This window comes from Telluria sp. RB2R28 (genome assembly GCF_059685835.1).
In genome coordinates this window covers 288946-305065 of record NZ_JCASIK010000004.1, presented here as the reverse complement: position 1 = coordinate 305065, position 16120 = coordinate 288946, and the positions used below count along the sequence as shown (strand labels likewise).

Annotated in this window: 13 protein-coding genes and 1 pseudogene; 10 read left to right on the top strand and 4 right to left on the bottom strand. The window is 53.7% G+C overall.

Annotated features, from left to right (window positions below; translation table 11 throughout):
* The first annotated feature begins 370 nt into the window (after positions 1-370).
* Entirely contained in the window at positions 371-1693 is a 1323-nt protein-coding gene (locus AC56LV_RS17060) for a tyrosine-type recombinase/integrase (protein WP_499559342.1), read from the top strand.
* A 213-nt stretch (positions 1694-1906) separates the two neighbouring features.
* Here AC56LV_RS17060 and AC56LV_RS17055 read toward each other — a convergent pair whose 3' ends face one another.
* Positions 1907-2629 (bottom strand): hypothetical protein, encoded by a 723-nt coding sequence (locus tag AC56LV_RS17055; protein ID WP_499559340.1) that lies wholly within the window; start codon positions 2627-2629, stop codon positions 1907-1909.
* 1332 nt (positions 2630-3961) lie between these two features.
* On the opposite strand from AC56LV_RS17055, the gene AC56LV_RS17050 reads away from it, so the two are divergent.
* Positions 3962-4159 (top strand): YqaE/Pmp3 family membrane protein, encoded by a 198-nt coding sequence (locus AC56LV_RS17050; protein WP_499559338.1) that lies wholly within the window; start codon positions 3962-3964, stop codon positions 4157-4159.
* A gap of 155 nt (positions 4160-4314) precedes the next feature.
* Entirely contained in the window at positions 4315-5007 is a 693-nt protein-coding gene (locus AC56LV_RS17045) for an IS6 family transposase (RefSeq protein WP_499559336.1), read from the top strand.
* A gap of 179 nt (positions 5008-5186) precedes the next feature.
* Here AC56LV_RS17045 and AC56LV_RS17040 read toward each other — a convergent pair.
* Together AC56LV_RS17040 and AC56LV_RS17035 are read right to left on the bottom strand one after the other, a co-directional pair.
* A pseudogene (locus AC56LV_RS17040) lies at positions 5187-5492 on the bottom strand (IS6 family transposase); the annotation flags it as partial.
* A 31-nt stretch (positions 5493-5523) separates the two neighbouring features.
* Positions 5524-5685, bottom strand: a complete 162-nt coding sequence (locus AC56LV_RS17035) for a transposase (RefSeq protein WP_499559334.1) — start codon at positions 5683-5685, stop codon at positions 5524-5526.
* A 308-nt stretch (positions 5686-5993) separates the two neighbouring features.
* Here AC56LV_RS17035 and AC56LV_RS17030 point away from each other — a divergent pair, with 308 nt between their 5' ends.
* From AC56LV_RS17030 to AC56LV_RS17000, 7 genes are all read left to right on the top strand, one after another.
* Complete coding sequence (locus tag AC56LV_RS17030) at positions 5994-7565, top strand: hypothetical protein (RefSeq protein ID WP_499559332.1); 1572 nt, start codon at positions 5994-5996, stop codon at positions 7563-7565.
* A gap of 269 nt (positions 7566-7834) precedes the next feature.
* Positions 7835-8665 carry an HNH endonuclease gene (locus AC56LV_RS17025; RefSeq protein WP_499559330.1) on the top strand — a complete coding sequence of 277 codons (831 nt, stop codon included), beginning with the start codon at positions 7835-7837 and terminating at the stop codon, positions 8663-8665.
* 25 nt (positions 8666-8690) lie between these two features.
* Positions 8691-9356, top strand: coding sequence for a hypothetical protein (locus AC56LV_RS17020; protein ID WP_499559328.1), 666 nt, complete (start codon positions 8691-8693; stop codon positions 9354-9356).
* Positions 9357-9468: 112 nt separating this feature from the next.
* Entirely contained in the window at positions 9469-10161 is a 693-nt protein-coding gene (locus tag AC56LV_RS17015; RefSeq protein WP_499559326.1) for an IS6 family transposase, read from the top strand.
* 437 nt (positions 10162-10598) lie between these two features.
* Positions 10599-11474: a GTPase family protein gene (locus tag AC56LV_RS17010; RefSeq protein ID WP_499559324.1), complete on the top strand. Its 876-nt coding sequence runs from the start codon at positions 10599-10601 to the stop codon at positions 11472-11474.
* 6 nt (positions 11475-11480) lie between these two features.
* Entirely contained in the window at positions 11481-12392 is a 912-nt protein-coding gene (locus AC56LV_RS17005; RefSeq protein ID WP_499559322.1) for a GTPase, read from the top strand.
* A 420-nt stretch (positions 12393-12812) separates the two neighbouring features.
* Positions 12813-13340, top strand: a complete 528-nt coding sequence (locus AC56LV_RS17000; RefSeq protein ID WP_499559688.1) for a DDE-type integrase/transposase/recombinase — start codon at positions 12813-12815, stop codon at positions 13338-13340.
* Positions 13341-13552: 212 nt separating this feature from the next.
* Here AC56LV_RS17000 and AC56LV_RS16995 read toward each other — a convergent pair whose 3' ends face one another.
* Positions 13553-15517: a DUF262 domain-containing protein gene (locus AC56LV_RS16995; RefSeq protein ID WP_499559320.1), complete on the bottom strand. Its 1965-nt coding sequence runs from the start codon at positions 15515-15517 to the stop codon at positions 13553-13555.
* Positions 15518-16120 lie beyond the last annotated feature (603 nt).

Genomic DNA, 16120 nt, shown 5'->3' with positions numbered 1-16120 from the left:
ATAAGAGCCGTGTGATCGAAGACCGGCGTGGGCCTCGCGCTTAATCCTGAGTCGCTCGGCATGAACGCTCCTTCATCGCATCGCACGGAGCTTAGGATTACCGAAAAAGGGTTCGCTTAAATAGCTAACCCCTTAATTTTATTGGTAGGCCTCCCGTGAGGCGAACAGGGCACCAACGGATTATGAGTCCGCAAAAATGGGGATTCAGGCTCGTTGAATAATGTTGAATATTTCGACAAAAGCTTTAAAAATCATAGTCTTAGAATTTTATCACGGGTTCTTGGTGTTGATGAGAGTTCATTGATATACTTAAAATTCACTTACATAGCCGTTACATGAAACTCATCAGCGGACAAGGGCACAGCGATAAATGTCGAGAGTAAAACTGACAGCAGGCCGGATTGAGGCCTTCAGGTGCGAGGACGGGAAATCGCAGTCGTTCCTGTGGCACGCGACGGTGCATCAGCTAGCACTGCGGGTTACCAGCACCGGAGCCAAAGCATTTATCTTTCAGTCCACCCTGGCGAGCAAGACGATCCGCATGACCATCGGTTCGCCCAAGGCCTGGACAATCGAACGCGCCGAGAGCGAAGCCAGGAGGCTACAAACCATCGTCGACAGCGGTAAGGATCCGCGCCAGGTCAAGCAAGACGAAATCGAAGCCATGAAGTTGGCTGCAGCCGCGAGGGCTGCCGCTGACCTGGCTGCGAAACACGCAGCAACGCGAGACGCCCTCACTTTGAAAACAGTCTGGGAAACTTATGTTGCGGACCGGTCGACGCACTGGGGCGAGCGCCACTACGCTGATCACCTCAAGCTAATTAAACAAGGAGGGGAACCACGGACGCGAAGCAAGAAAAAAGTGACGGAACCTGGTCCGCTCGCAGCCCTCGCTGACGTGCGCCTTGTCGACCTCGCACCAGAACGAATCGAAGCATGGGCAAAGGCAGAGGCGGCCAAAAGGCCTACAAGTGCGAGACTTGCGCACCGCATGCTCAAAGCTTTTCTGAACTGGTGCATCGAACATCCTGTCTATGGCAGCGCCGTCACCACCAATGCTGCGCGCAGCAAGAGGGCTCGCGAGGTCTTGGGCAAGCCTGGTGTTAAACGTGACTCGCTACAGCGGGAACAACTTGCTGCATGGTTTGCCGCAGTTCGAAGCCTTGGCAACCCTGTGATGGCGGCTTATTTGCAGACCCTGCTTCTCACCGGGGCGCGGCCGGGCGAAATCATCACAATGAGGTGGGACGATCTGAACCTTCGATGGAAAGGGCTTACGATTCGAGACAAGGTAGAGGGCGAACGGGAGATTCCGCTGACCCCATACGTTGCAACCCTTCTTGCTGCCCTACCCCGCCGGAATGATTGGGTGTTCTCAAGTACGAAAGGTGGACATATCACTAGTCCAAACTATCAACTCAACTCCGTATGTGCTGTTGCTGGCATAGGAGGGCTAACGTTGCATGGGCTTAGGCGATCCTTCAAGTCGCTGTCAGAATGGCTCGACTTGCCTGCTGGTGTGATCGCACAAGTCCAAGGGCATAAGCCGAGCGCTACGGTTGAGAAACACTATACGAATCGCCCCTTGGATCTTCTCCGAATTCATCATGAGAAGCTGGAAGCTTGGATTCTAAAGCAAGCAGGCGTCAACGTTCGCTCGGGAACTCCCGCATTTCATGCAATTGCTGCGTGAGAGAATGGTATCTGCCGTGCGAGTGCGTCGGGCATTGAAGACCATGCCTTGGCATTTCCGAAAAATTCTTGCAATTGATTTTAAAGAGGTCCGACGGGCGCAGCATCCTGCGGATCGACGCTTTCAAATGCGGAATAACCCTTCAGAATTCTACTTCAACGTGCGTAGAAGCGGTATCAGCTGCCATTCTGCAAATTTCTTTGCCCGTATTCTTCAGTTCTGGATGGAACTGACAGCGCCATTTTCGAGATAGATATAATTGCCACTTCCGTAAACCCACTGCTCGTGAACGCCGTAGGAACCGGTACTACGATTAATTTTCTCTGGCTTGCCCCAGTTGGACGCGCGTACCTGCTCTGCGGTCATGCCAACCCTAACTCCTCCTCTAGCTTTGCGCGTGGCAGCAGCAGCGGCGGCGACAGCGGCCGACTTTTCACGCCGTTTACGTTCAGCACTACGAAACTGCTCAGGCGACATAGGGAGTATGTGCTCAATATCACCTTTCTGCCTTCGCTCTCCTGGACGGAGCAAATTTTTGAACAAGGGATACTCGGCCTTCCCATCGAAAAGCGGGTACTCCTCGAGGTAAGCGATTTTCCCGTCAGGAAAGCGAACTTTTACGTATTTCCCACCGGTCTCGTCTTCGTCAAACGCTTCGACGACGAATGAAGTTGCCTCCGTCACAACAAATTTACCACGTCCGCCGGCTTCGCCATAGCGGAAGTTCTGAAGAAATTCATTGCGATGGAAGGCGTCCGCATCTGGGACGATCCAAAACGTTCGGCCCAAGTATTTTTCACGCGCGGCTTCCAAGACTTTTTGCGTTGCTGAATGGCGAGAGTTCGCCGCCTCTGTTACCGACGCGTACTGAGCATATACTGGCGCGCTGAGCGTCACAACAAGAACAGTGAACCAGTAGCGTACAATTATTGACATGGAATTTATCGAACCTTAATCTCAAGCGAGAATCATAATGGTTTGCGTCAAAAGTTGTCAAAAATTTAGCTCGCTACGCCCATCAGCTTCAACTGGTGCTGGACGGAGCAGAACAGCAACAGCGTTTCCTCTCCCCTATACCTGCTGAATCTGCTCAGATCAGGTTCGTGCAGCAAAATTCAACGCGAATCGTTGCCCGTTTCGAGGTTGCCACGCCAGCAAAACGGCAACGGCCCCTTTAGAACGCACATAGCTGTTGCTGCCGCCCAGTGCGGAGCATTATTGCCTGCAGCGCGGTCGCTGTGTAGACGTGGTATCTCTCTGGCGCGCAATGCGCCTGAGCTAATCGGCTAGGCTGCGTTTGTCAAACAGGCCAATGGCATGCTAGGTTCGTGCGTTTATCTTGGGCTCCCGTGCCTCGACGCGCTCCTCCGCGGTGGCGCGCTTTGTAACCGGTAAATGAAGGCGCAGTTGCGACAAGGCTGTATCGGCCCGGCTCTCGCCTCCCGCAACGGCGAGCAGGCACCATTCATATGCTTTTATCGAGTCCCTCGGCACGCCTACTCCGGCCATGTAGACACGTCCGGCGGCGTCTACTGAACAATCTCTTGAAGCCCGCATGGGGTGCGGGTCTTGTTATGACTCTGATAAAAGTTACTCGCAAAGTTACTCCCGCAAAGGACTCGCTGCTCGACATGTACTTTTCAGGAACTTCGGTCCTTACCTGCTCTGCCGAAGGGGATTGAACTAAGGTTCGCAAGTATTCTACTCGCCTGCCAGCTTCATAGCGCTGGTGCTAGTCAATGCGGGGTACTCAGGCAACCGCACGCGAGGGCAACCAGCACCAGTAAGTGTCCAGCACGGCTGTCTCCTGTTGCGCGCGCGGCAGACAGGTCAGAAGCGGTTGGCTGGGGACGCTAAGCTGTTGCCCGCAACCGCAACCGCAACCGCAACCGTAACCGTAACCGAAAGCGAAAGTAGTTCAGCGCGTGCAATTTGGCGGGATGCGTCGTTAATATTTCCGCACGCTTTCCGAACGCACGCACGCGCGTGTGTGTAAGAAAATTCAGGGAGAGCATTCGCCACTTGTACTTCGGGCGGGGTCTGGCCTCATTGAGCAGCAAACGCTCTTGCACACGGCCGCCACTCACTCAGTTGCCGTTTGGCGATGAGGTTGGCCGTTCACTCAGGGCAAAGACGCTTGAATTCATTCGCGCCATAGGCTGTTCAATAAAGCAACAGTTTGAAGGGCAGCCGGTCGTCGATTTTGACATCCGTCATTGCATTTGTTACTGTTATATTTCTTCCTAACAAGTTTCCCAGAGGCTCAAATTGCGTTACATTCTCGCCATCATTTTGCCGCCACTGGCGGTCCTTTTATGCGGCAAACCAATCCAGGCCGTACTAAATATTTTTCTCACTCTGCTGGGCTGGATTCCGGGCATGATTCATGCAATTCTCGTAGTGAACAGCCTTAAAGCAGACCAGCGCGCCGCCCGGATCGAAAAGGCAATCAAGGCGGCTGCGTAGGCAGCTAAAACAGAGAGAAGCGCGGGTTTTGCATAGACACAACTTGACCAGCCGCTAGCAGCTTGTGCGGAACTCAGGCGCGGGTTCTGTCGCGTTAGCAAGCGCCGGCGGGCCAATCAGGTAAACTGCGGCGCCCGAACCGAGGACGAATCGACATGCTCAACTTCAAAGCGATGCGCTTTCCGATCGATGTGATTCTGGTCTGCATCCGCTGGTATGCGGCCTACCCGCTAAGCTACCGGCACCTCGAGGAGATGATGGAAGAGCGCGGCGTGTCGGTTGACCATTCATCGATCAACCGGTGGGCCATTCGTTTCCTGCCGCTCATCGAGAAGATGGCCCGGAAACACAAGCGCCCGGTTGGCGGCAGCTGGCGCATGGATGAGACCTACATCAAGGTCAAGGGCGTCTGGAAATACCTCTACCGCGCTGTCGACAAGCAGGGCAAGACCGTCGACTTCCTGCTGACAGCCAAGCGCGACATAGCTGCGGCGAAGCGCTTCTTTGACAAGGCAATAGGAGCGAACGCCGATCCGAACAAGGTCACGATGGACAAGAGCGGTGCCAACAAGGCGGCCATTGATGCGATCAACGCCGGCCGCGACGTGCAGATCCTTGTGCGCCAGGTTAAATACCTCAACAACATCGTCGAGCAGGACCATCGAGCCATCAAGCGGGTGACCAGGCCAATGCTCAACTTCAAATCATTCCGCGCCGCCGGCTCCGTGCTCGCCGGCATCGAACTGATGCACATGATCCGCAAGGGCCAGTTCGCAATCAACGGCGCCGATGCCATGTCGTTCGCCGACCAATTTTCTGCGCTGGCAGGAATGGTCTGTGCAGTTTGAGCGGTACAGTGCCGTTCCGGAAAAATTCCGCCGCTTGACCAGCAGCGCGACAGAACCGACCAAGATCACGTCAATCGGAAAGCGCATACCTTTGAAGTTGAGCATGTCGATTCGTCCTGGATTTGGGCACCGCAGTTTACCCGACCGCACCGCCGACGTTCGCCAATGCGACAGAACCGGAAATCGACGGTCTTACCCTGCTTGTCGACAGCACGGTAGAGATACTTCCAGATGCCCTTGACCTTGATGTACGTCTCGTCCATTCTACAGCTCGTGCCGAAGTGGCGCTTGTGCTTGCGCGACTGCTTTTCGATCACTGGCAGAAAACGGATGGCCCAGCGATTGATCGTTGAATGGTCGACCGACACGCCGCGCTCTCCCATCATTTCTTCGATGTGCCGGTAGCTCAGCGGATAGGCTGCATACCACCGGATGCAAACCAGGATGATATCGGTGGGAAAACGCTTTCCTTTGAAGCTGAGCATGTCAAATAGTTAAGTCTTCGGGTGGCACAGTCTACCTGACAGGGCCAGCCACGTCGTCAATTCGACAAAGCCAATTGGCCAGCGTCCCTTTTGGAATGCTGACGCGTGCCGCCACCTGCTCAATGGACAGGCCCTGCGCCAGCACCAGCTTCACGGCTTCTTCTTTGAGTTCCGGGGTGTACGTCTTTTTCAATGTCTTCTTAAAGGCTCCTGTTGGTGGACTTTACCAGACAAGAGTGTCCGAAAAAATCAGAGTACTCAGAGTTCGTTCATGAGACCTCGTACTTCAAGATTGATGGGATGTGAAATACCTTGTTTTCGGAGCAGCATCGCAAAAATATGTACCAATAGTCAATGAATATTTGCAATAATCCATACAGCAGCCTGTCTGGAACTGAAAGCAAACAAGAACCACAGCAGTGTTGCCGTACGTTCTAAATTGACAATATTGCAACGTTTGCTTCATTTCCCGCACTCTGGCTACGATCATTCTGAAAATTCATGACCATCAATTCCTCAACAGCGAATTTTGAGACCTACGGTCAGCCGAGTGCTGCACAACATTCGGAACTAGCGCAATTCGTTTCAAAAGACCCTACCTTCCCATCCGCCTACCTTAGGGCGGTCGCTGCGATCGCCAGCTCTGATGGTGTGCTTAACGTTGCTGACTTTAATGCCCTAAGCGACGTTGCATCGCTGTTCAACGATTCCGCATTGGCTCAAGTCGTGTTGCTAGAAAACGTTGAGCATCCGCTGCCGTTGAAGGTTGCACTTCAAGATCTAGAGCGCGCGTCTGCAGGGATTGACGAAGCTACTGCGGCAACCTTCTTCAAAGCAGCACGTGGGCTCCTTGCGGTGCAGGGCACCCGTAGCAGGGACATGGCCAAGAGTTTAGCCAACGCATTGCGTTATCAATTTCGCCAAAATGAGTTGGAAGCGTTCGCCGCTGACGAGCAAACTATCTGGAGCAGAGTCAGTACCGGCTCAGTGCGGATGATCAAAGGGCATAAATATGCAGACTTGGCCGATCTGTGCGTTCGAACCACCGGCGATCTAGCTCTCGCTGCTGCTGTCCTTGAATTCGAACAAGGCTCACTAGACAAAGCCGAACTAACTCAACGAATGACCGTCGCATGTGCCCGTGCAACTCAGGAAATCTCCGCGTTTAACCAACGAATCGCAGAGATGGAACGGACCCATGACGCATCTGCAGCCTTCCTTCAATCAGCTTATGCGCTTCAAAAGCAAGTGAGCCAGCGCCTGGTAATGGCCGATGCGCGGATTGCATTCGAACGCGAAACTTTCGATGAAGATATGGAGGAATATATCCATGATGCAGGGAATGCGTTCGAACGAGACATCGTCGATCGCTTGAAAACCGACCAGTGGAAACGTACTACTGCGTGGGAAAGTATCGCCAAGTCGACATTCGGAAAAGAGCTCGAGCGAAGGGTGAATCGAATAATTTGCCGCCGTGAAGACTCGCTTCGGCTCATTCGCGAGGATCTGCGGCTGTTTCAAGAGGAAATGGCGCTATCTCGCACCACCCTTTTACATCGTCTGCATCACACCCAACTAGCAAAAGCAGCGCCTGGCCTACGCTGGAGTACGCGCATCAAAAATGCGGCAGAAGACGCCGCGAATAAAACGCTTGCCGCTGGCAGTGCCGCAGCTATTGGAACCGGCGCAGCTGTGTATTTTTTGGGTGCGTCCGTCGTTATGCCGGTACTAGCCCCAGTCGTACCAATCGTGGGCGGGGCGCTTCTAATCGCTGGTGCTGTCAAATGGGTAATGAACCCAGACGAACGTAAATCCGACGAAATCGGGCATCAGCGTGAAACGTTTGAGAAAGCGTTTCGAGGGCAGCTGGAGGCGGCGCGCCGAGAGTTAACAGCACAGTTGGATGCTACCTCGCAGCAGTTCCATTCAGCTGCGGAGCGCTTTGTGCGACCGGTAATCCTTGAGGCTCAAGCAGCGGATAGGCTAGCTTCTCTTCACCTAAAAATAGCACGTAAGTTAAACGATCATACGCAAAAAGCGCTTTCAGACATGCTCGCATCGTTCGCCACCTAGGTTTACAATATTTTATGGCTCCGCTTCCTAAAAAACGCCCTTATGTAACTTGCTACTGGTGCTTGTTCGGTCGCGGTGACGGGACTACCAAGGAAACTAAATTAGAAGACCCAGGTAGTAGACGAGCGAGATGCGCGCAGCGGCCCAATGTCTAAATTTCGTGGTAATCAGATAGCTTCATAAGCGTCAATAGCATGTTTGTGAAGTTGCCTTTCAGCAAGCATATGGTTAACTTGCCCATTGCACCACTAGACGCAGAAACCACGAACATGAATCAACCGAATTCGTACGATTTTAAATTATCTCTAGAGCAGCTTTCCCTTATAAGCACCGACGAGGTAACAAACGGCTTCAGAATGCTACGTGCGCATTACAATGCGGAACGTCAAGCATTAAGCGCGGAAGAGCTGGCGGTAGCTGCCGAAATGAAAAACTACAGTGCTGCGAACATTCATTACGGTAAATTTGCCCGACAGCTTTGCGGCTTGCTGGACTATGCCCCTCCAGAGGCCGATAAGAATAATGACACACGTTGGACGTATGTATTGGCTACTTACCCAGGTGACAGAAACGCCAAGGGCGATCACCTGTGGTTCTTGCGTCCGGAGGTTGCGCAGGCGCTTGAGGAGTTGGGACTCGTGCGCAAGCGCGTGGTGGACGACCCCGTAGCAGAAATCGAAGCAAAGCAGGCGTATCTGAACACTCTAACTGAAAAAGACTGCGCTGCAATGATTCGCGCTCGCCTTGGGCAAGGTGAGTTCCGAGACAAGCTTGTGCGGTTCTGGGGCGGCTGTGCAGTGACAGGGTGTACGACGCTGCAACTGTTGATAGCCTCGCATGTGAAGCCGTGGCGTGATTGCGATGCCTCCGACGCGAAGGACCTCAGCAACGGACTGTTGTTGACGCCAAATCTCGACGGGATGTTCGATCTCGGATATATCAGTTTTCAAGATAATGGAGAAATTATCCTTTCGCCGATGCTAACTAGCCAAAGTGCATCCGACCTAGGTGTCTCGGAGAAGATGAAACTGCAAAAGGCTTTACTCACCGAGCAGCAGCAGTTCATGCAGTATCACCGTTCGAATATCCTGCTCCGATAAGCAGTACAAACACCTTTGAGAGACTATGAAAAAAAATATTGCCGCTGCTGCCGTTGCTGGGCTCCTCGTCGCTGCGTTCTTTCTTGGGTGGGAAAAATTCCAGCCGGCAGATCCGCTAGAAGCGAAAGTACGTACATTGCAGGCTGAAGTGATCTCGCAGCGCGAAGAATTGCTCGGTTATACCAAATATACTGATTACCTGTACGCCAGCAAGAAGCAATTGCAAGGACAGATGAGGTTCATTGCCGCGACTGTCGTGCGTAGGGAGGGCTATATGCGCGTTGTCGACAAAAGCATCCTAGGTATGAAGTTCAACTCGATCGTTGCGATATCGTACACATCCGAATATTCGTTCGGGTACGCGCTGAGGCCAGGAGATTACGACATTAACAGTACGGCCACAGGAATCAACGTCACTCTAAGAAAACCGGTCCTTGTCGCGGGTCCGGCCACTAGCAAATTGAGTCATCAAATATTAAGTGGCAGTGTTTTTGCCAATAGTCAAGCGGCAGTTATTGGCCTCTACCAAGGCCTCGATAAGCGTACTTTGGAGAGTGGACGCGTGCTTGCTGCGGATGAGGCAGTCGTTGCTTTGTGCGAAAAGAAGCTTGTGGCGTTCTTGCATGATTTTTTCGCAAAACAGCCTGGAGTAGCACGCATTCCAAACATTACTATTTCGTACAAATCATGAAATGCGCAAGCGTGCGCAGTAAAGTGGATTCGATTTCACGAGGTTCTGTCGCATTAGCGAACGGGGTGGGCCTGTCGGGTAAACTGCGGTGTCGAATCCAGGACGAATCGACATGCTCAACTTCAAAGGGATGCGCTTTCCGATCGATGTGATCCTGGTCTGCATCCGCTGGTATGCAGCCTACCCGTTGAGCTACCGGCACCTCGAGGAGATCATGGAAGAGCGCGGCGTGTCGGTCGACCATTCGTCGATCAACCGGTGGGCGATTCGTTTCCTGCCGCTCATCGAGAAGATGGCCCGGAAACACAAGCGCCTGGTCGGCGGCAGCTGGCGCATGGACGAGACCTGCATCAAAGTCAAGGGCGTCTGGAAATACCTCTACCGCGCCGTCGACAAGCAGGGCAAGACCGTCGACTTCCTGCTGACGGCGAAGCGCGACATGGCCGCGGCGAAGCGCTTCTTCGACAAGGCTATGGGAGAGAACGGCGATCCGAACAAGGTCGCTATGGACAAGAGCGGGGCCATCAAGGCGGCGATCGATGCTATCAACGCCGACCGCGACGTGTCGGTCCTTGTGCGCCAGGTTAAATACCTCAACAACATTGTCGAGCAAGATCATCGCGCCATCAAGCGGGTGACCAGGCCGATGCTCAACTTCAAATCGTTTCGGTCCGCCCGCTCCGTGCTCGCCGGCATTGAACTAATGCACATGATCCGCAGCGGCCAGTTCGCAATCGACGGTGCCGAGGCCATGTCGTTCGCGGACCAATTTTCTACGCTGGCAGGAATGGTCCGTCCAGTTTGAGCAGTGCCGTGACGTCCCGTGGAATTCTCGCCGTTTGATCAACAACGCGACAGAACCGCTGCGGCCATGTCGTTCGCCGACCAATTTTCTACGGTGGCAGGAATGATCCGTGCAGCTTGAGCGGTGCAGGCCGGATCGGGGTAAATTCCGCTGTTTGACCAACAACGCGACAGAACCCAAAGAATTGCATTCTCTGCAATAATTTCCGAGCCCCGGTAGTCCCCCATTTTAGAGCGATCTAAAAGTAGAGGTTAAGCCGTTATTTCACAGTAATAATAAAATTTCCAGGAAGAAATACTTGGTTTATAATTCAACGACAGAGTAATTTTTTTTGCTTACAAGCCATTGGGACGCGTGGGCTGACTATTTACTGGCTTCGTAGCGCGTACGCTGCCGCAGCTTCAACTAGCACATCACTTTACAGGGGTTACGATTCGATGTCTATTTTTAACGTCCTTAACGAGCAGGGCTTAGGGCTCAGTGAGCAGCAAAAGCGCCAGATCGAAGCCAAGCTTGGCGAAATGCTTGAGTACAAGGCGAAGATTGGCGTGCTTGGTAAAACAGGAGCCGGAAAGTCGTCGCTGTGCAATGCGCTGTTCGGCCAGCAGATCTGCGAAGTATCAAACGTCGCTGCGTGTACCCGGAGCCCACAAGAAGTCTTAGTTGAAATTGGAAGTGGCCAAGGCATTACGTTGGTGGATGTACCCGGCGTCGGCGAGAGCCGTGAGCGTGATGAGGAGTATGGCGCCCTGTATCGTAAATTGCTGCCGCAGCTTGATGCGGTGCTGTGGGTGCTTAAGGCAGACGATCGCGCGTATTCGGTCGACATCGAGTTTTATAACAATCTCGTGAAACCGTATCTAGAGCGCGGCATTCCGTTCATCGTCGTGCTGAACCAGGCTGACAAAATCGAGCCCTTTAGGGAGTGGAACGTCAAGGAGCGCCGTCCAGGTTCCGCGCAAGCGAAAAACATCGATGCCAAGGTGATGGACGTGGCTGCTAGCTTCGGACTGAAACAATCGCAGATCATCCCAGTGTCGGCAGAAGAAAAATACGGTCTTAGTCGTTTAGTGGATGAACTGATCTTCTCCTTGCCGGACGACAAGAAGGTTTCGGTGTTTAAGGAAATCCCGAAGGAAAATATCTCCGCTGAGGCAACTGAAAACGTTAAGGGCTCGCTCTTGCGTAGGATCGAAGGCGTCGTCAAGGGTGGCGCAACAGGCGCAGCGATTGGCGCTAAATACCTTGGCAAGCCCGGCGCCATTGCAGGCGCCGTTATTGGCGCGATCGGTGGCCTATTCGCCTGGTGGTAAGTACCCATGCTACGTTGCGAAATTCGGTTTGAGCGGCCGGTTGAAAAACTTGCATCAGCACGCAGCGCCTTCGGTTTCCTGCGCGACTGCGTGCCGAGTCCGGCGCATGCGACTGCCTGGAACCGTGGGGACACAACCTCGGTAGACATTGGCGTAGTCGCTGTCGGTAAAACTGGCTATGGCAAGTCGACTAGCCTGAACGCATTGCTCGGCGTACGTGCGTTCGCCACCAGCGACACGAGCGGCTGCACGCGGACGATGCAGTCCGTCGAGTACCGGTTTGCTGGGACCAAAACGGCGCATTACTTCTCGTTCTCTGATCTGCCTGGCATTGGCGAGAATCTAAAGCTGGATCGGGAATACATGGCGCTCTACCGCGAGGCGCTCGGAACGGCGCAAGTCGTGCTGTATTTTGTCCGAGCCGACCAGCGAGACTTCAGTATCGACCAGCGCGTCTTTGATGAGCTAATCGGCAAATCTGATGTGAAGAACAAGGTCATTCTTGTGGTCAACGCCATCGACAAGATCGAGCCGCTCAACCGCAGGCTACCGTTCGCACCCAACCGCGCGCAACTCGAAGCGCTTCGTGAAAAACTTGATTACCTGTCAGTCATGTTCGGTATCGGTACTGACGACATCATTCCCATTGCTGGAGCGACCGGCTTCAACCTTGACGCCTTGGCCTCGGCCATCGCACGCAGGGTCGGACCATACGTTGGTGCCAGCAGGCAAACTGTCGCACGCTTGCCGGTTGCGAGTCGGGCGCAGCTTCAGACGATTGCTGAATTCCTTCCCAGTTCGCTCTATCCTGCTGCTAGGGCTGCGGCCGAGCAGGCGGGTGATACGTCGTTGTCGGCGACCCTGGCTCATCTAGGCTTTCTCGCAGCATCGGCCGGAGCCTTCTCGCAGCAAGACTGATTTCGGAATCAGCTAGGCAGCACCTAGCACCGCTCCGGGCTCCGTCGCATTAGCGAACGCCGGCGGGCCGGTCAAGCAAGGCGGAGATCGCGCGACCTTGGCATTGGCTGCCAATTTGCTGAGACGGTGGTGTAGAGACGCCGACGTGGATGCAGAGGTCGCAGTCGGAGCGAGAAGGTGTCGACCCAGGAGTACGAACGCGTGCGCCGTGCGCTGGCAAATGTCAAAAAGGGAGCGAGACAGCTTAAAAAAGGCGCTAGTCTACTTCGCAGCCGACCTCAAATGAAGTACGGCTTCATCGCCAAATATCGAACGATCTGGGCGACACGAACAATATGTCGCCTGCCCGGCGTCTCGAGCAGTGGTTTTTACGACTGGCTCGGCCGGCCAGTAAGTGCGCATTAACGTGAGAATGCCCAGATCCTCAAGGTGATCAGGCACAGCCACGAAGCCAGTGGTGACACATACGGTTCGCCGCGCGTAGTGCAAGACCTTATCTATGGTGGCTTTGCCTGCAGTGAGAACCGCGTGGCACGGCTAATGAAAGCCGCCTGCATTAAGGCCCACCACAAGCGTCGCCTAGCACCTGGGCAACTCGATTCGCTAGTCCACGCCATTGCGCCAAACCTGCTAAACCGGCAGTTTGAAGCGACAGGCCCGAACCAGCAGTGGCCGCAGACTTTACCTACGTGGCCGCGCGAATGCTGGCTGTTCGTCACTGTCGTCCTCGACCTATACTCGCGGCGTGTGATGGGCTGGTTGATGCAGCCGACGATGAGGGAGCAGCGGGTAATGGATGCCCTGCTGATGGCCATTTTCCGCCGTCTGCGGCCTCGGGCAGTATTGCATCACTCGGACCAGCGCTCGCAATACACCAGCGAAGGCTTCCAGCGCTTGCTCGAATCGCACAGCATCGTTTGCAGTATGAGCCGTCGTGGCAACTGCTGAGACAATGCTGCAATGGAAAGCTTTTTCTCCATGCTTAAGACGTAAGCGTCTTCCCAGTAACGTCTGTACCCCCTGAGTTGCTGGCGGCATGATTGAGTGCGCACAAAATAAATTGTGCCCACAAATTCAGTTATGGACACAAAAATTCAATCAGTCATTTCACCTGACAAGCGCGGTCCATACTGGCTCATAAGCTACAACTACTGAACGGATCACTCCTTATCAAACACGAGGAGCGGCTTGAGGTTGTTGATGTCAAATTTTTTGAAGGAAAAGTTCCACCGCTGCTCCGCAAACCGTAGCAATTTTTCGCCTCGTTTTTCTACATGCGAGGGCAACCAGTCCGAGTAATCTGTCGCGACCTCGGTTTCGGAGAAACTACCGTTTGCAAACCGAGGTCGCTTCGCATTTTCTTTGCTTTTTCCTTTGTACGGGTTGTTCTGGAGCGCAGAGTTTTTACTTCTCGAAAGGAGCAGGAGATTTCCCAGCGAATGACAATAGCTGTTGCGCTTTCCCTTCTTGTTGCGGGTCCCTAACTTGTCATTGAACCCGGTCCATTGGATTGACTCCTGGGGGTAGATGTGTTCAATAGTTTCGTTACCAACCGATCCCCACTTGACCTTGCGATCTCCCCGATGCACGGTGCGTAAGTGGTCCTCATACTCATAGAGCAGGACCTTGGTCAGCGAAAGCCCGTAATACCCCTCTCCCTCTTGCAGATCGCGCTTGATTTGGGTTGCGAATGCCTCGAGATTGATCCAGCCATGCCAGGTGAACTCGCTATCTTCGTAAGTCCATTCGCCGTTCACCCACTGCCCAAAATTTTCCACCGAAGCTTTTAGATACCTGGCAACATAAACGAGCGACTCTTCTGTACTCATCGCGACGCCATCTTCGCGCAAGGTTCCTTCGTATAAAAAATAGGCAAGTCGGTAGAAATCCTTGCGCCCGGTATGGCTGCGCCGGCCACTCATCAAATAGATCAGCACGATGAAACGTTCGATCTGTATGAGCAATTGGACCAGTTGCTTGTCTTGACCCTCGGTCTTGCGCAAATCAATCGCTACCTGCTTTCCCTCGACCAGACGCATGTACGCAGCAAGAATAAGCGGGTCAAATACTGGCCGGTGAACGTGTTCGATTCGCTCCAACCACAGCAATTGTTGTCCAGGCATATCGCGGGGACGACGTATGTGTGACCACAGGAGTGCGGCAAGCCGCATGCTGTTCAGGTATCTGGTCAACTCGTCGCCGGTGAGTGTGCCGGCGGTAGCACTAGCGACGCTGAACTGGCTCTTGAAAAGTAGGTTCTCGAGCCAAGCCCCCTCTGAGGTATCGGCCTTGAAATAGACTAGACTATGGGTACGCAGAAACTCGTCCTCATCAAGAGGCGTCTTGCCGCAGCGCCCGAGCCAACTGTAGATGTCGCTCCAGGTCGAGTTGACCGCAGTCCGCATTTCGGTCTGGTACTGCTCGCAAGTTCCCGCATAAATGGCAGGACTGCGAATCATGGTCGTCAGGTAAATCAGTCGGTTTTTCAGCAGTTCGAGGCGGGTCAGGGGACGGCCCCGATGATTGATCGATTCGAAGGCGACGTGGATGTTGAACTGAGCCGGGTCGACCTGGACAACGTTAAAAAGGAGCTTGTTTTCAATCTTATCGCGCAGCTGTACCAGTACCTCAGGCGAGAGACAACTGACCTTAGCTCTTAGTGTTTCTAGGGCGCTTGAAAGGTTTTGAGTGTAGGCGCTGCCGAATTCGGCTGCGCGCGCGACATACGCGGGATCCTTGAAAACCTGGAAAGCAAGATATGGCCACGCGTCATGTGTGCTTCCATACCTGAACTTTGGTTTTTCGACCGATCCAAGGAAGCGGTTGCGAACCTGTTGCGCGTCTTTGGAGAGTCCGCCCAAACAAAGTGCGTCGGCCAGCGCTGATATCAGCAATACCGTCGTGGTTAACCGCTGCTGGCCGTCGACTACCAGCGCCCTATTGCCAGTCCCGGCCACCTCAAGGATTAAGGTGCCCATGAAATGGCGCGGATTATTCATCCCGACACATTCCAAGTCGGACCAAAAATCTAACACATTTTCGTCCTGCCAGGCGTATCCGCGCTGGTAATCCGGCGTTTCAAAAGCATGGCGCGAAAACAATTCTGCCAACGATACTAACTTCATGTCGTGTCCCAGGACGTGGTAATCGCCATGATCATACGCCAAAGCAATTCCTAACACTGCTCTCAGTCCCACCCCTACACGTCTTTCGTGAGCACTTGCCCCACAAAACCGCTGTGCCCATCTCGACCGTGCTTGCGCCCCCACTTAGATTCACGCGCAAGCTCCTTTTTCCAGCATTTGACCGAACACGAGACGGCGTTCCGCGATTTGGCTCACCCACGTCTTCAGGTATCCAGGCTGAGTTGCCAGCAATCTCCGCAACCACCAATGAATTTGTGGCAGCAGCTAAAGCCAATTTACGCCGCCGGCGTCACCAGGAGAGCAGAATCCTGCCCAAGGGACTAGGCTAGATCCACGGGTGTGCAACTTGCTGGCGTGCCGGGAGTGCTGAGTGGCCACACGTCGGCACTGGCTTGGAATCGCCAGGGTTGAAGCAGGAACAAACGCGACGCTCTATGGCTTGGGTATGCGAGCCGTGCCCCCCGGTTGTTGATCTTGGCCGGAATTACTGATTCTTTTCTCAGTCGTCAATACAGAATGTCGCATTGCAGAGTACGCGTTGCCCAAGTTGCCTACTTTCTCTTAAATATGCTTTCAGGAATT

Bases quoted from the DNA above. Each gene is read 5' to 3' on its own strand.
- AC56LV_RS17030 (WP_499559332.1), top strand. From the start codon at position 5,994: ATGACCATCAATTCCTCAACAGCGAATTTTGAGACCTACGGTCAGCCG.
- AC56LV_RS17015 (WP_499559326.1), top strand. From the start codon at position 9,469: ATGCTCAACTTCAAAGGGATGCGCTTTCCGATCGATGTGATCCTGGTC.
- AC56LV_RS17055 (WP_499559340.1), bottom strand. From the start codon at position 2,629: ATGTCAATAATTGTACGCTACTGGTTCACTGTTCTTGTTGTGACGCTC.
- AC56LV_RS17025 (WP_499559330.1), top strand. From the start codon at position 7,835: ATGAATCAACCGAATTCGTACGATTTTAAATTATCTCTAGAGCAGCTT.
- AC56LV_RS17005 (WP_499559322.1), top strand. From the start codon at position 11,481: ATGCTACGTTGCGAAATTCGGTTTGAGCGGCCGGTTGAAAAACTTGCA.
- AC56LV_RS16995 (WP_499559320.1), bottom strand. From the start codon at position 15,517: ATGAAGTTAGTATCGTTGGCAGAATTGTTTTCGCGCCATGCTTTTGAA.
- AC56LV_RS17060 (WP_499559342.1), top strand. From the start codon at position 371: ATGTCGAGAGTAAAACTGACAGCAGGCCGGATTGAGGCCTTCAGGTGC.
- AC56LV_RS17020 (WP_499559328.1), top strand. From the start codon at position 8,691: ATGAAAAAAAATATTGCCGCTGCTGCCGTTGCTGGGCTCCTCGTCGCT.
- AC56LV_RS17010 (WP_499559324.1), top strand. From the start codon at position 10,599: ATGTCTATTTTTAACGTCCTTAACGAGCAGGGCTTAGGGCTCAGTGAG.
- AC56LV_RS17045 (WP_499559336.1), top strand. From the start codon at position 4,315: ATGCTCAACTTCAAAGCGATGCGCTTTCCGATCGATGTGATTCTGGTC.